This is a genomic window from Sphingomonas swuensis (assembly GCF_039538045.1).
GTDB lineage: Bacteria > Pseudomonadota > Alphaproteobacteria > Sphingomonadales > Sphingomonadaceae > Sphingomicrobium > Sphingomicrobium swuense.
In genome coordinates this window covers 1-15,248 of sequence record NZ_BAABBQ010000001.1, presented here as the reverse complement: position 1 = coordinate 15,248, position 15,248 = coordinate 1, and the positions used below count along the sequence as shown (strand labels likewise).

15 protein-coding genes, 1 tRNA gene and 1 pseudogene are annotated in these 15,248 nt (G+C 63.9%); 9 read left to right on the top strand and 8 right to left on the bottom strand.

Going from position 1 to position 15,248, the window contains the following annotated elements; all coding sequences use genetic code 11:
* Position 1: 1 nt before the first annotated feature.
* The 3 genes from ABD727_RS00080 to ABD727_RS00070 all read left to right on the top strand — a co-directional run bounded on the left by ABD727_RS00080 (position 2) and on the right by ABD727_RS00070 (position 1,864).
* Positions 2–325, top strand: coding sequence for a polyhydroxyalkanoic acid system family protein (locus ABD727_RS00080; protein ID WP_344705346.1), 324 nt, complete (start codon positions 2–4; stop codon positions 323–325).
* A 70-nt stretch (positions 326–395) separates the two neighbouring features.
* Positions 396–1,709 (top strand): FAD-dependent oxidoreductase, encoded by a 1,314-nt coding sequence (locus tag ABD727_RS00075; protein ID WP_344705345.1) that lies wholly within the window; start codon positions 396–398, stop codon positions 1,707–1,709.
* A 78-nt stretch (positions 1,710–1,787) separates the two neighbouring features.
* Positions 1,788–1,864, top strand: a tRNA-Pro gene (locus tag ABD727_RS00070).
* 378 nt (positions 1,865–2,242) lie between these two features.
* On the opposite strand, the gene ABD727_RS00065 is transcribed toward ABD727_RS00070, so the two are convergent.
* Genes ABD727_RS00065 through ABD727_RS00050 form a run of 4 tightly spaced genes read right to left on the bottom strand, consistent with a single transcriptional unit; the run spans position 2,243 to position 7,320 of the window.
* Positions 2,243–3,112 (bottom strand): MlaD family protein, encoded by an 870-nt coding sequence (locus ABD727_RS00065; protein ID WP_344705344.1) that lies wholly within the window; start codon positions 3,110–3,112, stop codon positions 2,243–2,245.
* Positions 3,112–4,593, bottom strand: a complete 1,482-nt coding sequence (locus ABD727_RS00060; protein WP_344705343.1) for an efflux transporter outer membrane subunit — start codon at positions 4,591–4,593, stop codon at positions 3,112–3,114. Before ABD727_RS00060 ends, ABD727_RS00065 begins: the two co-directional genes overlap by 1 nt.
* Positions 4,594–4,609: 16 nt before the next feature.
* Positions 4,610–6,172: a DHA2 family efflux MFS transporter permease subunit gene (locus ABD727_RS00055; protein ID WP_344705342.1), complete on the bottom strand. Its 1,563-nt coding sequence runs from the start codon at positions 6,170–6,172 to the stop codon at positions 4,610–4,612.
* Between the two features lie 5 nt (positions 6,173–6,177).
* Positions 6,178–7,320, bottom strand: coding sequence for an HlyD family secretion protein (locus ABD727_RS00050; RefSeq protein ID WP_425566796.1), 1,143 nt, complete (start codon positions 7,318–7,320; stop codon positions 6,178–6,180).
* An 83-nt stretch (positions 7,321–7,403) separates the two neighbouring features.
* On the opposite strand from ABD727_RS00050, the gene ABD727_RS00045 reads away from it, so the two are divergent.
* Together ABD727_RS00045 and ABD727_RS00040 are read left to right on the top strand one after the other, a co-directional pair.
* Positions 7,404–7,892, top strand: coding sequence for a MarR family winged helix-turn-helix transcriptional regulator (locus ABD727_RS00045; protein ID WP_344705340.1), 489 nt, complete (start codon positions 7,404–7,406; stop codon positions 7,890–7,892).
* The gene (locus tag ABD727_RS00040; RefSeq protein WP_344705339.1) at positions 7,889–9,505 is read left to right on the top strand and encodes an ABC1 kinase family protein; all 1,617 of its coding nucleotides are present in this window, start codon (positions 7,889–7,891) and stop codon (positions 9,503–9,505) included. Before ABD727_RS00045 ends, ABD727_RS00040 begins: the two co-directional genes overlap by 4 nt.
* Before the next feature lie 280 nt (positions 9,506–9,785).
* On the opposite strand, the gene ABD727_RS00035 is transcribed toward ABD727_RS00040, so the two are convergent.
* Positions 9,786–10,058, bottom strand: coding sequence for an Lrp/AsnC ligand binding domain-containing protein (locus tag ABD727_RS00035; RefSeq protein WP_344705338.1), 273 nt, complete (start codon positions 10,056–10,058; stop codon positions 9,786–9,788).
* A gap of 60 nt (positions 10,059–10,118) precedes the next feature.
* Positions 10,119–10,262 (bottom strand): annotated as a pseudogene (locus tag ABD727_RS13930) (Lrp/AsnC family transcriptional regulator); the annotation flags it as partial.
* Between the two features lie 150 nt (positions 10,263–10,412).
* On the opposite strand from ABD727_RS13930, the gene ABD727_RS00030 reads away from it, so the two are divergent.
* Genes ABD727_RS00030 through ABD727_RS00020 form a run of 3 tightly spaced genes read left to right on the top strand, consistent with a single transcriptional unit; the run spans position 10,413 to position 12,627 of the window.
* A complete protein-coding gene (locus ABD727_RS00030) occupies positions 10,413–11,270 on the top strand; it encodes an EamA family transporter (protein ID WP_344705337.1) in 858 nt (285 codons plus the stop codon).
* 31 nt (positions 11,271–11,301) lie between these two features.
* Positions 11,302–11,985: a B3/B4 domain-containing protein gene (locus ABD727_RS00025; protein WP_344705336.1), complete on the top strand. Its 684-nt coding sequence runs from the start codon at positions 11,302–11,304 to the stop codon at positions 11,983–11,985.
* 9 nt (positions 11,986–11,994) lie between these two features.
* Complete coding sequence (locus ABD727_RS00020; RefSeq protein ID WP_344705335.1) at positions 11,995–12,627, top strand: FMN-binding negative transcriptional regulator; 633 nt, start codon at positions 11,995–11,997, stop codon at positions 12,625–12,627.
* Positions 12,628–12,641: 14 nt separating this feature from the next.
* On the opposite strand, the gene sugE is transcribed toward ABD727_RS00020, so the two are convergent.
* Positions 12,642–12,959 carry a quaternary ammonium compound efflux SMR transporter SugE gene (sugE, locus tag ABD727_RS00015; protein ID WP_344707987.1) on the bottom strand — a complete coding sequence of 106 codons (318 nt, stop codon included), beginning with the start codon at positions 12,957–12,959 and terminating at the stop codon, positions 12,642–12,644.
* 206 nt (positions 12,960–13,165) lie between these two features.
* Positions 13,166–14,167: a tyrosine-type recombinase/integrase gene (locus tag ABD727_RS00010; protein ID WP_344705334.1), complete on the bottom strand. Its 1,002-nt coding sequence runs from the start codon at positions 14,165–14,167 to the stop codon at positions 13,166–13,168.
* 221 nt (positions 14,168–14,388) lie between these two features.
* On the opposite strand from ABD727_RS00010, the gene ABD727_RS00005 reads away from it, so the two are divergent.
* On the top strand, positions 14,389–14,961 hold the full coding sequence (locus ABD727_RS00005; protein WP_344705333.1) for a hypothetical protein: 573 nt from the start codon (positions 14,389–14,391) through the stop codon (positions 14,959–14,961).
* Positions 14,962–15,248: the final 287 nt, after the last annotated feature.

The window sequence follows — 15,248 nt, the reverse complement described above, 5'->3', positions numbered from 1 at the left end:
CATGAGCACCCAGCCCGTCCACGTCGACCTTCCTCACAAGCTGGGTCGTGCCGAAGCCCGCCGCCGCATCGCCGATAATGTCCACAAGCTGGCGAGCTTCATTCCGGGCGGCGCCAGCGTCACCCACGAGTGGCAGGGTGACCGGCTCGACCTCAACATCGCCGCGATGGGCCAGGTGGTCGACGCGAGGCTCGACGTCGAGGATGCGCTGGTTCGCTGCCATCTGCAGCTCCCCGGCCTGCTCGCGATGCTCGCCAAGCCGATCGAGGCGGCGCTCCGCTCCAAGGGCAGCGACCTGCTGCTCGAGGATCGCCGCAAGAAGTAGCGCCGCGCGGCGCATTGCGTCCCCGCCGCGCAAGTGACAGTCTCGTCGCCTTGGCAGGGAGAAGGCACAGATGCGCCATGTTGCCGTCGTCGGATCCGGACCCGCGGGTTTCTATACCGCCGAGGCCCTGACCAAGGCCTATGGCGAGCAGGTCGGGATCGACGTGCTCGACCGCCTGCCGGTGCCCTACGGGCTGATCCGCTTCGGGGTCGCGCCCGACCATCAGTCGATCAAGGCCGTCGCCAGGCGCTACGAGAAGGTCGCACTGACCCCGGGCGTCCGCTTCCTCGGCAACGTCCATCTCGGCGCCGACGTGTCGATCGAGGAACTGCTGCATTATTATGATGCGGTGGTGCTCGCGACCGGTGCGCCTCACGACCGCCGTCTCGGCATTCCGGGCGACGACCTTCCCGGCGTTCTCGGCTCGGCAGCCTTCGTCGGCTGGTACAACGGCCATCCCGACTTCGCCGACCTCGCCCCGCCGCTCGACGTGACGGACGCAGCGATCATCGGCAACGGCAACGTCGCGCTCGACGTCGCTCGCATCCTCTCCAAGACCCCGGCCGAATTCGCCGGTTCGGACATCGTCGCCCATGCCTTCGAAGCGCTTGCCCATTCGGCAATCCGCTCGATCACCGTTCTCGGGCGCCGCGGACCGCACCAGATCGCGATGACTCCCAAGGAGCTCGGCGAGCTCGGTCACCTCGAGGATGCGGCACCACTGGTCGATCCGGCGGACTTCCCGCCGCAGGGCACCGACGCAGCTCTCGATCCCGGGCAGCGCAAGAGCGTCGAGCATCTGCGCGCATTCTCCGAGGCGGCGCCCGAAGCCGGGAAAGGCAAGACCATCAGCTTCGACTTCTTCGCCAAGCCGCTCGCGATCGAAGGCGACGGCCGGGCCGAACGGCTGATCGTCGAGCGGACCGCGCTCGGTCCCGACGGGCAGGCGCGTGGGACCGGCCAGACCTATGCCGTGCCCGCCGGCCTGGTGGTCAGCTGCATCGGCTACAGCAGCCCACCGATCCCCGGAGTCCCCTTCGACGAAGGCCTCGGCCGTTTCCCAAACGAGGGCGGGCGGATCGGTGAGCGGCTCTATGCGGTCGGCTGGGCACGGCGCGGCCCGACCGGCACCATCGGTACCAATCGCCCCGACGGCTACGAGGTCGCCGACGCGATCGCGGCCGCCTTCCCGCCAGATGGCGCCCCGACGGGTCGCGAGGGGGCGGTGGGGCTCGACCGGCTGCTTGCCTCGCGCGGCTGCGATCCCGTTCCCTTCGCCGACTGGCAGAAGATCGAGGCCGCCGAAGTCGCCGCGGCGAGGGCCGGTTTCACCCGCGAAAAGATGGTCCGCGTGCCCGACCTTCTCAAAGCGGGTGGACACTGAGCCGCAAAGGGTTGCGCTCCTGACCGCCCCCGCCTAAAGACCGCCCCGCCTTGGCCCCCGCCGCAAGCGAGGGTCGGTCGGGGAGTAGCTCAGCCTGGTAGAGCACTGTCTTCGGGAGGCAGGGGCCGGAGGTTCGAATCCTCTCTCCCCGACCACTTATTTATGAGAGTACACTCTCGCTATGGCGGCCCAAAAGGACAGGGGTCGAAGGCACACAATGAACCTTCGGCGGTCAAAGGCATACAATCCGAGGGTCTGACAATCCCGGCGTTGAGAGTAACTTTCCGCAATTTCTGTCCTAACTCTCTGCGGAATGGCGTGGGTTCGAATGGCCGATACGCGCCCATGCAGGTCGTTGATAGAATCGCTAAGGGCACCCGATAGCAGACCCTGCAATCCTCGCCGCTAAGATTGGAGGGGCCGGATTGAGGGCATGCACACTGCCGCTGAAGGGCGCTCAATCCGCGTGCTGCCGAGAAAAAAGCGTTCACAATTTGTCGTGCCTACACCGCCGCACGACGCCACAGGCAAGATTATCTTCGTTCTAATCTGTCAGCTTTCTCGCCAAGGTCTTGCACCGGTTTACGGATATCTTGGATGTCCCGTTCTACCCCATCGGCTTGTTCGTCGAGTCGGCGGACCGAACTGCGCTGCTGCTGGACTGCTTGTCCTACTTGATCGGCCTGATTGCCGGCGTTGCGGATCGAGCGCCTGACATTTGCGATGTCGTCACGGCTCGAGACCACGTCGCGCTCAAGCTTTTCGGCGCTGCGAGCAAAGCTGTTGATACCCTCGCTTGCTCCGCGCACCTGCTCAGGGCCCACGCTACCCAACAGCCGCTCTACACTCTGCTGCCATTCTGCTGTCGAACGCCGGGTCTGGTCCAGCTTCCTTGCCGCGTCAGCCTGGCCCGTCTGATCAAGCGCCCGAACCGCACGGTCGAGCGTCTGCGACACCTGCACTGCTTTCGCGGCAGGATCGGTGGCGGTCCCGCCCTGGACGGCGGCAATCGTGCCGACGATGTCCTCATCAGGCGGGTTGATCAACGGTCCGTCGGTTGATGGCAGGAGCACCAGGACTGCGGAGCCATCGAGCAGTGACCGGCTGATGTCCGCTCGAAAGCCGGCGTGCACCGGCAGATCAGTGTCGAGCGCTACTTCGACGGTGGGCCCGCCAACTTCGCCGGCCGACAGATAGATCTTATCTACCCGGCCGACCCGAACCCCGGACATGGTCACCGGCCCTCCGACTGCCAAGCCCGAAACACTTTGGTTGAAGGAGATCCTGTACTTCGCACCATAGGTGCTTGTCCCGGCACCGATGTACCAGGCGAAGAAAACCAGTCCGACAACCAACAGCCCGCAAACGATGGCGACGAGCAAACGGTTGGACCGTGTTTCCATCAGTTGCCAAGTCTCGCGGGCACCACCGGAGGTGCCCAGCCTAGTCCAAGCGACTTCTGCACGGCGATGTAACTGCCGGTGAGCGCCGCTGTGGCGCCTCGCAGGTTCTGCTCAGCAAGGGTCAACTGGCGCTCTGCTTCCAGTAGTTCGGCACGGGCCGTGGTTCCGGCGTTGAACCGCTGCCGGGTCAGCCTGGCCTGGCGCTCCGCGGAAGCTCGGACGTCCGCGAGCGCTGCCACCTGGCGTCGCTGCTGTCCGAAGCGGGCAAGGGAATTTTCCGCATCCTGAAGGGCACCGAGCACTGCCTGCCGGTAGCGCGCCTCGGCTTCCTCGAGACCGCTCCTTGCCTGCCTCACACGAGACGCATTGCGACCGAAATCGAGAAATTGCCACTGTATCTGCGGAATGGCGATGGCGCTGATGTTGCCGAGATCGAACAAGTCACCCGGCTTGGTGCCACCAAGCCCAAGGATCCCCATGAAGCTGATCCGGGGGAAGCGCAGGGCTTCGGCGACCCCGATCCGCGCTGTCGCTGCGGCAAGGTTGCGCTCGGCGGCGCGCACGTCTGGGCGACGCTGAAGCAATTCGGCAGGATTTCCGACCGACACGACCGCCGGCGGAAGCGGCACTTCGGCCGGAGCAGCCAATAGCCCGTCGACACTGCCGGGGGCGCTGCCGGTCAGGGTCGCCAAGGCGTTGAGATACACGTCCCTTTCGGCTTCGGCGGCTGCGACTTCGGCCTCAGTGCTCCGGAGGGCGACCTGCGCACGCTCGACCTCGTAGGCAGCGGTGGTCCCACGCTGGAACCGTTGCCGGGCGGTCGCAACGGCTTGCTCTTGAAGCGCCCGAGCGCGGCCCAGAGTGTCGATCCGGTTCTGCCGTTCGCGCAGATTGACATAGGCCTGACCAACCTCCGCTGTCAGCTGCACCTGAGCGTCGATCGCGTTTGCCTCGGCCGCTCCGAGCTGGGCGTTTAGGCTCTCGATCTGGCGGCGCGAGGCGCCGGCGAACTCCAGCTCCCAGTTGGCGTTCAGGCCAAGATTGAAGAAGTTGAGGGACGAGATGTCGTCTGATCCGCCCTCCGCTGGCGGAGCGCCGGCAGAGCTGCCGTTGTTGTCCGTGCCAAGGTCGACGCCCGGCAACTCGGCGCGCACGTAGGTGCCCTGCGCCGCGACGGTAGGATAGCGGTTCGCCTGTTCCTGACGCACCGACTCGCGAGCTTGGCCAATCCGCGCCCGCGCGATTTCGAGCGACGGATTGCTGCTGAGCGCCCGCGTCTGCAACTCGGTAAGGACTGGGTCGCCGAGCTGCGTCCACCACGAAGACAGTCTGGGCGACTCTGGGGTGACCAAGCCCCCTCCCCGGACGAAGTTTGCGGAAGGTGTTGCCGCACCAAGAGTTCCCGGACCCTTGTAGTCAGGTCCCGAGGTGCAGCCGGCGAGCAGAAGGGCGGCAGTAAGGGCAATCAGCGGGAAGCGCATCTCGATCCTTTGGGCATCAATGCATTGACAGCGACATCCCCTTGGGAAGGGGTCGCAGGAACAGGACAAGGGGAACCGACAGCGTGGTAATGATGGTCATGCCGAAGAAGATGTCGTTGTAGGACATGACAAAGGCCTCGCGCTGAATGGTACCGGCAAGAGTCCGAAAGGCGGCCTCGAGACTGCCGAGCGACTGCTGGAGCCCGCCGAGGTAGGACTGGACGTCCCAACCGTTGGCATTCAGCGACTCCTCCATCCGCCGGCTGTGCAGCCAGCTGCGCTGGTCCTGCACGGTCGCCAGCCCTGCAAGCGCGAAAGACCCTCCCAGATTGCGCGCGGCGTTGAAGATTCCGGAAGCATCACCGGCATCTTCCTTGGTGACCGATGCTACGGTCGCCTGGTTCAGGAACAGCATGCAGAAGACGATGCCCACGCCCCGCATCAGCTGGCCCGGGATGAAGTGAGAGCCGGCGGTCTCGGCCGTCAGGCCGGCGCTGATCCAGCCGCTCCATGCAATGATGGCCAGGCCGCCACCCACTGCAATGCGGATGTCGAGCCTGGGAATGAGGAAGGGGACGATCGGCATCAGCAGAAGCGCTGGAAGCCCCATGTAGAAGATGATCCACCCGGTCTGAAGCGCATTGTAGTCGGCAATGATCGCGAGAAACTGCGGAATGACATAAGTCGTGCCGTACAGCACCATGCCGAGCACGAGACCCATCACCACCACGCTGCCGAACTGCCGGTTGAAGATAAGGCTGAGCTTCAGCACCGGCTTGCGGGCAGTCAGTTGGCCCCAGGCCAGCATGGCGAAGCCAAGCAGGGTCATGATAGTCAACTGAACGATCAGGGTGGATTCGAACCACTCCTCGCGATGTCCTTCTTCTAGCACGACGGTCAGGCCGCCCAAACCCAGGATCATCCCGGCAATGCCGAACCAGTCGGCGAAGCGCAGATAATCCCAGTCAGGCTTTTGGTGCGGCAGGCCGAGCAGCAGCAGCAGCACCAGCACGGCACAAACCGGCACGTTGACGAAGAATGCATAATGCCAGCTGAGGTTCTCGGTCAGCCAGCCGCCCAACAGCGGGCCCACCACCGGACCCAGGATGACGGTGACTCCGAACAAGGCCATGCCGATTGGCTGCTGCCGGGCAGGCAGACGGGTGGCGACGATAGTCATGGCGGTTGGGATCAGCGCGCCACCCATCAGTCCCTGGCCGGCCCGGCCAATGATCATGGTGGTGAGGTCAGTGGCAATTCCGCACAGCATCGAAAAGGCGGTGAACATCACGACGGCGATCAGCAGCAGCGTGCGCAAGCCCAGCAATCGCTCCAGCCAGGCGCTCAGCGGGATGATGATGATCTCCGCGACCAGGAATGACGTCGCGATCCAGGTGCCCTCCGAGCCGGACGCCCCGATCTCGCCCTGAATGGTGGGCAGCGCGGAATTGACAATCGACACGTCGAGGGTGGCGAGCAGCGCGCCGAGGCTGCCTGCCGCAACGGCGAGCCAGGCAGATAGGTCGGCCCGTTCCTCTCCCCGTCGGGCAGGAATGGAGGCGGCGGCGGCGGTCGCCATCGGGTCTAGCGACGCCCTTCCTGCGCCTGACGCACGCGTTCCAGCTCGCCCTTCGCGCCGCGCGTATCCACCGTCACGTGGACCGACATGCCCGGTATCAGCAGCCGGCGGACTTCCGGCCCGGCCTGGATCGCGATCCGCACCGGAATTCGCTGCACGATCTTGGTGAAGTTGCCGGTCGCATTCTGCGGCGGAAGCACGGAGAATTGCGCGCCTGTCCCGGGCGCGAAGCTGGCAACCCGGCCGGTCAGCTCTAGGTCCGGAAGGGCGTCCACTTCAACGCGGACCGGCTGGCCCGCCCGCATTAGCCCGACCTGCGTTTCCTTGAAGTTCGCCTCGATGTAGAGCTGCTGCGTCGGAACGATGGTCATCAGCCGCGTTCCAGGCTGCACGAATTGACCGACGCGGACCGCCAGATCTCCGACTCGGCCCGCGATGCTTGAGCGCAAGACTGTCGATTCCAGGGTCACGTTGGCCGCTTCGAGCTGAGCCTCAGCGGCGCGGCCCTGCGAGTGGGCTTGCTCGACCTGGGTGCGCAGGGTGCCGAACCGGCGCTGCGCCGCCAGCAGGTCGGCCTGTCGTGTCGCCAGCTGTGCACGAGCCTGCTGCTGCTGCTGAACCAGCTGGTCCAATCGCTCGCGCGGCTCCGCGCCGGAGGCCGCCAGCGGGCGGTAGCGCGCGACTTCACGATTGGCGAAAGCGAGGTCAGCCTGCGCTGCCGCCAACTGGGCCTGCGCCCGCTCCGCCGATGCCTGTTGTTCGGCAATCTGCGCCTGGACGGTGTTCGCGCTCGCCCGTGCCGCCTCGATCTGAGCCTGCAACTGCGAGGTCTGGGCACGGTAATCACGATTGTCGAGCAGAGCGAGCTGCTGGCCCCGACGGACTTCCGCATTCTCCTGGACAAACACCCGCTCGACGTAACCGCCGACCCGGGGCGCAACGATCACGCTGTCGGCCTGAACAAAGGCGTCGTTCGTGCTCTGTTGGTATTTGCCGTAGCTTTCGTTCCGCAGATACCACCACAGGACGCCGCCCGCCACGATGACAGCCAAAATCAGCAGGCCGAGACGCACCTTGGGATTCGACAAGGGCGAGCTGCGCTTCTCCTCCCCAGTGTCGGCCGCAACGTCACCCGACTGGGTCACCATGTCCATGTGGGTCCTCGATCAAGACTCGTTCGTTTGAAGCCGCGCATTGCACCAAACTCCATTCTGCCGCAATACCATTTCATATGGCACCTCAGCATCGCCCTATTATCGAAATCTCGAAGCAGCTCGCCTGGACCTACCTGCGGCTGCAGCGGATGCTGGATCGCTGTCTCGCCGGATCGGAGGCGTCGGTCGCGCGGGTGCGGCTGCTCGCCTACGTCGCCGACGGACCCAAGCGTTCCACCGACATTGCATCCTTCTTCGGTCATGCGCCGCGCACCGTCACCGAGGCGATAGATGCGCTCGAAGCGGCAGGACATTTAAGACGCCGAGTTGTTCCCGAAGACCGCCGGGTCAAGCTGGTGGAATTGACCCCTGCCGGACGCGAGGTGCTGGACCGAGCCCAGCCGGAATATGAGCGCCTGCTCGCCGAAACCGTGGGAACGCTGGAACAGTCCGAACTGGCCGGACTGGATGCCGCCTTGTGCAAGCTGTCTCAGCGGATCGAAGCCGTGGAAGCCGAGCTCACACGCGCCAGCGATTGCGTAGGGTCGGGCGGGGAGCGAGAATGAACGAGCGAACTCCCTCCGAGACCAGTATCAGCCGGGCGATCGGCGAACGGGAGCGTTTCGGCCAGATCGTCGGGATCTTCGGACGGCACGGGCTGAGAGGCTTGGCATCCCGTCTCGGCTTGGGCGGTGCTCGCGACGAGGAGATGGAAACAGCCCGCCCTGAAGCGGTGGTCGCCGTGCTTCGCGACCTCGGTCCGGTGGCGGTGAAATTCGGCCAGATCCTGGCGATGCGCAGCGATCTTCTCGGTCCAGACTGGATCCGGGCGCTGTCCGCCCTTCAGGACCGGGTCCCGGCCCTGCCTTTCGACCGCGTCCGGCCTGCGGTCGAGGAGGCGATCGGTGGGCCACTCGACAGCTATTTCGCAAGCTTCGACCACGAACCGATCGCGGCCGCCTCGATCGCCCAGGTCCACGCGGCCACCCTGCCGTCTGGAGAGCGCGTGATCGTCAAGGTCCGCCGGCCGGGGATTGAGCGAACGGTCGATGCCGACCTGCGGCTGCTCCGCCGCCTGGCGCGCACCGCCGAAAAGCGCATTCCCGAAATCGCCCGGATGAAGCCCGACGAACTGCTGCGCTATTTCGCCGAAAGCCTCGACCGGGAAATGGACCTGTCCGCCGAAGGCCGGGCAAGCGATTCGATCGGCGCCTTCCTCGCCGGCCTCGGAGTGCGGACGGCGCGGTTCGAGTGGGAGCTGACCGGGCGCCGGGTCAACGTCCAGGGACGGCTGGAGGCGATCCCCGCCACCGACCTTGCCACCGCGCGAGAGCGGGGAATCGACCTCACAAAAGTCGCCCGCACCTACGCCCAAGCCGTGCTTCGGATGATCATCTTCAACGGTCAGTTCCATGCCGACCCGCACCCCGGCAATGTGCTGATATTTCCGGACGGAAGCATCGGGTTCATCGACTTCGGAGCGGTCGGCACCCTGCTTCCCCGCCGGCGGGAGGAACTGGTCCGGCTGGCCCTCGCCATCGCGGCCGACGATCCGGCCGGAGTGATCGACGTGCTGATGGTCTGGGCCGGCGATCCCCCAGTCGACCGCATCCGGCTGGAATTCGAGCTGGCGGCGCTGATCGACGAATTTCGCAACGTGGTTCTGGAGCAGGTCGACCTCGCCCGCATCTTCAACCAGGTGTTCGGCCTGCTGAGGGACTTCGAACTGGCGCTTCCGCCCGACCTTGCGCTTGTGCTTCGGACCCTGCTCACCGCCGAGGGCTTCGTCCGTCGTATCGACCCATCCTTCGACATTGGTGGCGAGCTGGCGCCGATCGCCCGCCAATTGGTGAGCCAGCGCACCAGCCCCGCCCGGCTAGCCAGGGAGGGGCGCAAGCTGGCGGCTGCGCTCGGCCGGGCGGCGCTCAGCGCGCCCGAGCTTATCGGACAGGTGGAGAAGGTGGCCCGCACCGGCAGTCTGCCGGTCAGCCTCGATCCGCGAACGATTGAACAGCTTGGTCAGCGACGCTCCTCGCACGTGCGGTCCGATCCCCAACTGCTGCCCGCCGCCTTGATCGTCGCCGGAGCCATTCTGGCAGGAACCGAACCGCTGCTGGGCTTGGTAAGCGGTAGCCTGGCAGTCGGCCTGCTCGTCTTCGGGCGCGTGCGCAAGTCGTAAGGACGCGCGGGCGCAGCGGGGCGTGCTCAACATAGTTTCTGCCAGCACTCATTTCGAGCAACTCCGCATGTGCTATTTAGGCACGATGATTTTGCTAGGATCGCTCTCGCAATCGCCCGCAAGCCCAAGCACTGGCAGCGATAACGGTTTCGAGTCAGTGCAGGCTTATGGACTCCGTCTTCGCCAAGCGGCAGCAAGCGCAGTAAGCGTCCGCATGTGACTGCTAGCTCCTCATAAGCAGACGGTCTTCTGTCGGCCACTTCCCGACGCTGCTGCAAGCCTAGCGATCCCAAGCTACTGGCACTGGGCTCAACTCCTTCACCTGTCGGATGATGACCAGCGTCTTGAAGCTTCGGACGCGCTCGTCGGCAGCGAACAGCTTCCTGGCGAGCTCATCATAGCTTTCCATGTCCCGAGCGATCATCCGAACTGCGAAATCATGATCGCCCGTGACGTTCCAGGCTTCCACGACTTCAGGCACTCGCTCAAGAACGCGCATCATTTCATCGACCGTGCTTGCGCCCTCGCGCTCCAAGGTGACGAGCACGATCATGGAGAGTGGCCATCCGAGAGTTCTTGGCCGAACAACCGCCACCTCTCGGGTGATCGCGCCAATCTCCCTCAATCGCCGTATGCGGCGGTAGCAGGCCGGGGTGGACAGGCCGACGTCTTCAGCCAGCGACGAAACCGGACGTTGCGCGTCCGTCTGCAGGGACTCTAGGAGGCGCAGGTCGAATTGGTCGAGCTTATCAGGCATTCTCATGGGGACCCTGTAGCTGATAAAAATTATCGACGCAGCGCGAAAATCGAGCGCCTTTATCTAGTGCCGACCTCTACAAGGCCGGGACCTAGTAAGAGGCAGTCCGACATACTTATGGCTACCACCTTTCCGCTCTCGACCCCCCGCGTGGGCATCGATGTCAGGGCTATTGGAGCCTTGTCGCTTTCCCTCGTCGCGGTCACTTGTGGGGCGTCCTTAGCCAAGGGCTTGTTCCCAGCGGTGGGAGCCGAAGGGGCTACGACTATTCGCCTTCTTGTCGGCGCCATCGTGCTCTCGGCGATCCTGAGGCCGTGGCGTCTCAAGCTTGAGGGAAACTGGCGTTCGCTGGTGCTCTACGGCGTCGTTCTCGGCGCGATGAATCTCAGCTTCTACAAGGCGTTATCGTACATCCCGTTGGGTATTGCGATCGCGATCGAGTTCACCGGTCCTCTTGCAGTCGCTGTTTTGACGTCGCGACGCCGAAGCGACTTCGTATGGATCGGGCTAGCCGCCGTCGGCCTTGCCCTACTCCTGCCCGTTCGAGAGGGGGCAGCAGATCTCGACTGGCGCGGTGTGACACTTGCGCTGATCGCTGGTGGGTGCTGGGCCCTTTACATCGTCATCGGCAAGCGTGCCGGAAACCAGCACGGCGCGGCTGCGGCAGCTGGCGGCATGATCATTGCGGCGCTTCTGACTGCGCCTGTCGGCATCGCACATGCTGGCTGGTCATTGCTGCGCCCCGAGGTGCTCGCCCTCGGCGTGACGGTTGGCATCCTGTCGAGCGCGATCCCGTACGGCTTGGAGATGGTTGCCTTGCAGCGGCTGCCCTCCAACACATTCGGCACGTTGCTCAGCGCGGAACCGGCAATTGGCGCGTTGATGGGCTTGCTACTGCTGGGAGAGGTGCTCTCGGGCGGTCAGTGGCTCGCGATCGGCCTGATCGTCTTCGCGTCCGTCGGTGCCGCGCTAAGCACTAAGGCCCTAAGCCAACCCGAACCGCTCTAACCTCCAATCCAAACCCATCCAGGATAGGCGCATGGTGGCAGGTCCAATCATAGACGATCGCATCTTCGGTCTCGCTCCGGGTTTTCGAGCCCTGAGCATCTTCGTGAATTGCGGCGATAGTGCCGATGGCTCGGCCGCTACGCAGGTTCTCACTGAAGCCTGTGAGGCCGTGCTCGCGGGTGAGCCCGCCTGGGCGGAGGCGCATCTGGCGAGCTGGGGCGAGACGTACTTGAAGTTCGGAGCCAAGCCGAACCGAACGCCATGCTCCGCCCAAGCGCTGAGGAAGCGCGTCCTCAAGGATGGCCGGCTTCCGGCTATCAACCCTGTCGTCGATCTCTACAACGCCGTGAGCTTGCGTTTCGCAGTCCCCGTCGGCGGGGAAAACTTGGATGCCTATGCGGGCAAGCCCCACCTCACGATTGCCGATGGCAGCGAGACGTTCGACACCACCATGAGCGGCGAGGCGATCGTTGAACATCCGGCGGTGGGCGAAGTCATCTGGCGGGATGATATCGGGGTGACCTGCCGGCGGTGGAACTGGCGTCAGGGCAGCCGAACCCGCCTCGACGCGCTTTCGGGGCGCATGTGGTTTGTCCTAGAGGCGCTGCAGACCATGCCGGATACAGCATTGGACGCGGCTGGTGATGCGATGTGCCAAGGCTTGCGCGCGCTGTTACCGACGTGTGAAATCCGGCGACACGAAGTCTCGGCTTGAGGATCGCTGATGTATCGACCGCCAGCGTTCAAGGAGGACCGCGTCGAGGTCCTGCATGCCGCGATCCGCGCTCATCCCCTAGGCACCCTGGTGACACACGGACCGAGTGGTCTGATGGCCAACCTCGTACCGTTCACTCTTGAGGTAGGTAGGGGCGGCACAAACCTGTTGCGGGCGCATCTTTCGAAGGCCAATTTGCAGCTCGCCGAGATTGAACCTGGCGCCGAAGCGCTTGTGATCTTCCAAGGACCCGAGGCCTATATCACGCCCTCCTGGTATCCGGCGAAGCGACAACATGGAAAGGTCGTTCCGACGTGGAATTATGTCGTCGTGCAGGCTTGGGGGTCTGTTCGCGTCATTGACGATCCTGCATGGCTTTCAGCGCAGATCGACGAGCTGACCGGTCAGCAGGAAGAGGGCATGGCAGAACCGTGGGCGGTTACCGACGCGCCCACCGATTTCATCGCCAGCCAGCTGAAGGGCATTACCGGCGTCGAGATCCTGGTGCAGCGTCTGGAAGGCAAGTGGAAGGTGAGCCAGAACCAGACCCCGGCGACCCGAGAAAGTGTTGCTGCCGGCCTGAGAGAACGGAACCCCGCGTCAGCTATGGCTCAACTGGTCGAGAACTCTGGCAGCTCTTAGGGGCTGCCCTCGCCCTAGCCGCTCGACAGCTTCATCAAGACTAGGCCGCTGAGGATGAGCACGGCTGCCAGCATTCGCATTGCAGATGCGCTCTCGCCCAGGATGAGGATGCCGACGAGGAACGCTCCGACAGCCCCGATGCCGGTCCAAACCGTGTAGGCGGTCCCGAGCGGCAGGCTGCGCATAGACCATGAGAGAAGGGCGAAGCTCGCCGCCATGGTGACGAGCGTCACAAGTGTAGGGATTGGTCGAGAGAAGCCCTCAGACAGCTTCATCGAGTAGGCCCAAACGACCTCGAGCAAGCCAGCGATAATGAGCACAAACCAAGCCACAGCAGCCTCCTTATTGGCTGCCGGGGCGTCCCGGTCTTCAACAACCCGTTCTCGGGCGAGGACGTGGCCTCTAGCCGCGACTAAGAGCAACGCACGGCGGGTCAAGGGCGGCTTTCCTCGACCGAGAACGAGAAAGCCGACAGTCTCCTTTCGGCCATGTTCGGTCCAAGCTCCATCGCAGGGTCTCTGGCACCGAAAGGCCTATTTCAGCTGGTGAGCTCGGCCGCTTCCGTTCGCGCCGCCCTCAGCTTCGAGGATACGCCACGCAGATAGCTTGGCGAGAACCTGGCGTAATGTTTTTGGGTAGTGCGATCGTCATCGTGCCCCATAAACTGAGCAAGCTCAGCCATTGGGGTTCCTCGTTCCGCAGCCCACACGGCACCGGTGTGCCGCAGCATATAAGGCGTCACGTGGATGCCGCTTCGAACCGATGCGGCCTGGAACGCTTTCTTGATACTGCTGATCTTCCTCGCGCCGCGTTCGATGATGAAGTCGCTCTGCGCACCCTCGTGCGCCCTTTTCAGGATGGCGATCGTCTCCTCATCGAGAGGCACCGTAGGACGCCGTTTGCGGGTTTGCCGCCTTCCGGCCGGATTGAGATTGATCGTCCCATGATCCCAGTCCACCTGCGCCCACGTCAGTTCGAGGATTGCGGTCGGCCGGGCCATAGTCGCCAGGGCAAGTTCGACGTAGAGGCGAGCGTGCTCAGCCCTGACCTCCTTGAACCACTTGCTGAACTGTTTTTGAGTCAGGTGCCTCTCACGGCGCTCCGGTGCTTCTGGTCTCCAGATCACCGGAACCTTCTCGATAAGGTCCTGTCGCGCGGCCCATCTGAGCGCCACCGAAAGCATCGACAGCTCGTAACGCGTGGTAGCCTGAGCGCGGTCGCGGCGCCGCACATATTCACGTGCCATCTCTTCGTCGATCCTGGTCGGATCGACGTTGGCCCAGAAGGATTGCATGGCCTTCCACGCATCCCGCTGGCGCGCGGTCGAGGCAATGCCTGCCAGCTCGCCGGCTTCAATGTAGCTTTCGACTATCCGGCCAACCGTGCCGCCGACACCGGTTTGTGCCTTCCACCATGCGCGCGCCTCCGCTTCCGCGGTGGATCGATCGGTAGCCTCAAGCCCGAAGCGGCGACGCTTTCCATTTTCCCGCCAGACGAGGGCGTATCCTCCGCGGAACCGTTGGACTGAATACTCTGCCATTCGAAACGCCTGACCTCCTCAACGGGAATTCGAATGAGCGACCCAAGGCGGAAGTGGCCGAGTTCCCCATTCGCGATTGTTTTGCGGATCACTCCCTCTGAGCATTCCCACTCGGCGGCGAGCGATGCGACGGTGTAGGCGCGCGTCATGACGGACACTCCGCCGCGCATCGCCGCGATGCCAAGATCCGCAGCCGTTGGCGGCAGGGCAGGGGTGTTGCTATGGGCTGGGCACTCACGTTCATCGGCCTTCACTGTCTCGATGTACGGGGATGTAGTAACTTCCCAACCAGCCGCAAGAGGGCTTTGTTGAAAAAGCGTCGGCCCATCATCCAAGTTATGCTTCGGCCGGTGTTCCATGAGGCCCTGACCGCGCGCGCGCGGGAGCTCGGCATAACCGAAGCTGAGGCAGTGTCGCGGCTAGTGGAGCAGGGGCTCGAACCGTTCTTGGAATCTGGTGCCGACATTGATCAGGCCCGGGCGGAGCGGCAGTTGCTCAACCTCGTTTCAGATCTTGCGAGACAAGAAGTCGAAAGCTCTACGGATTGGAATGAACGCCTGACTTTCGCCGTATTCGAGCGACTTAGGCTCGAGCACCGACCCCTCTACGATTTGGCAATCCAGGATGGTCATCGCGACGCAGTCAACCGCCGTATAGCGCGCCAGATCAAGACCGCCGTCGGCGCGCAGGTCAAGAAGAGGGGGGACAAGCCTGCCACGGCCCGGGCCCCTCGTGGTTCAGAGGCTTTGATTGGCGATTACACGTTGCTCAGGCCGCCTGCGACGAAGCCTTAAGCACGCGTCGGTAACCTACAGCATCTGGGTGGATGCATTTAACTTTCCCTGTTTTCGCCGGTAACTTTCTTCCGGCCGGACTGAAAATTTTTGCTGTTGCGCTGTGTGGAGCGGATGCATCTCACTATATCCCCGCATCCCCGCCTCCCTCCCTATCCCCCTCCCCCTCCCCCTCCTCCTCCCCTACCTCCCCCTTACCCCCCCCCTTTACCTCCCCCTTCCAATCCCCTTTCACTTCATCTTCCTTCCTTCCTTTCCCCATCTGCCTCACAAGCGCGCCAGGGCCG

Coding starts and splice junctions, on each gene's coding strand:
- ABD727_RS00025 (WP_344705336.1), top strand. CDS start 11,302: ATGGTGGCAGGTCCAATCATAGACGATCGCATCTTCGGTCTCGCTCCG.
- ABD727_RS00050 (WP_425566796.1), bottom strand. CDS start 7,320: ATGGTGACCCAGTCGGGTGACGTTGCGGCCGACACTGGGGAGGAGAAG.
- ABD727_RS00045 (WP_344705340.1), top strand. CDS start 7,404: ATGGCACCTCAGCATCGCCCTATTATCGAAATCTCGAAGCAGCTCGCC.
- ABD727_RS00010 (WP_344705334.1), bottom strand. CDS start 14,167: ATGGCAGAGTATTCAGTCCAACGGTTCCGCGGAGGATACGCCCTCGTC.
- ABD727_RS00035 (WP_344705338.1), bottom strand. CDS start 10,058: ATGATCGTGCTCGTCACCTTGGAGCGCGAGGGCGCAAGCACGGTCGAT.
- ABD727_RS00080 (WP_344705346.1), top strand. CDS start 2: ATGAGCACCCAGCCCGTCCACGTCGACCTTCCTCACAAGCTGGGTCGT.
- ABD727_RS00040 (WP_344705339.1), top strand. CDS start 7,889: ATGAACGAGCGAACTCCCTCCGAGACCAGTATCAGCCGGGCGATCGGC.
- ABD727_RS00020 (WP_344705335.1), top strand. CDS start 11,995: ATGTATCGACCGCCAGCGTTCAAGGAGGACCGCGTCGAGGTCCTGCAT.
- ABD727_RS00075 (WP_344705345.1), top strand. CDS start 396: ATGCGCCATGTTGCCGTCGTCGGATCCGGACCCGCGGGTTTCTATACC.
- ABD727_RS00005 (WP_344705333.1), top strand. CDS start 14,389: ATGGGCTGGGCACTCACGTTCATCGGCCTTCACTGTCTCGATGTACGG.
- ABD727_RS00055 (WP_344705342.1), bottom strand. CDS start 6,172: ATGGCGACCGCCGCCGCCGCCTCCATTCCTGCCCGACGGGGAGAGGAA.
- ABD727_RS00065 (WP_344705344.1), bottom strand. CDS start 3,112: ATGGAAACACGGTCCAACCGTTTGCTCGTCGCCATCGTTTGCGGGCTG.
- ABD727_RS00060 (WP_344705343.1), bottom strand. CDS start 4,593: ATGCGCTTCCCGCTGATTGCCCTTACTGCCGCCCTTCTGCTCGCCGGC.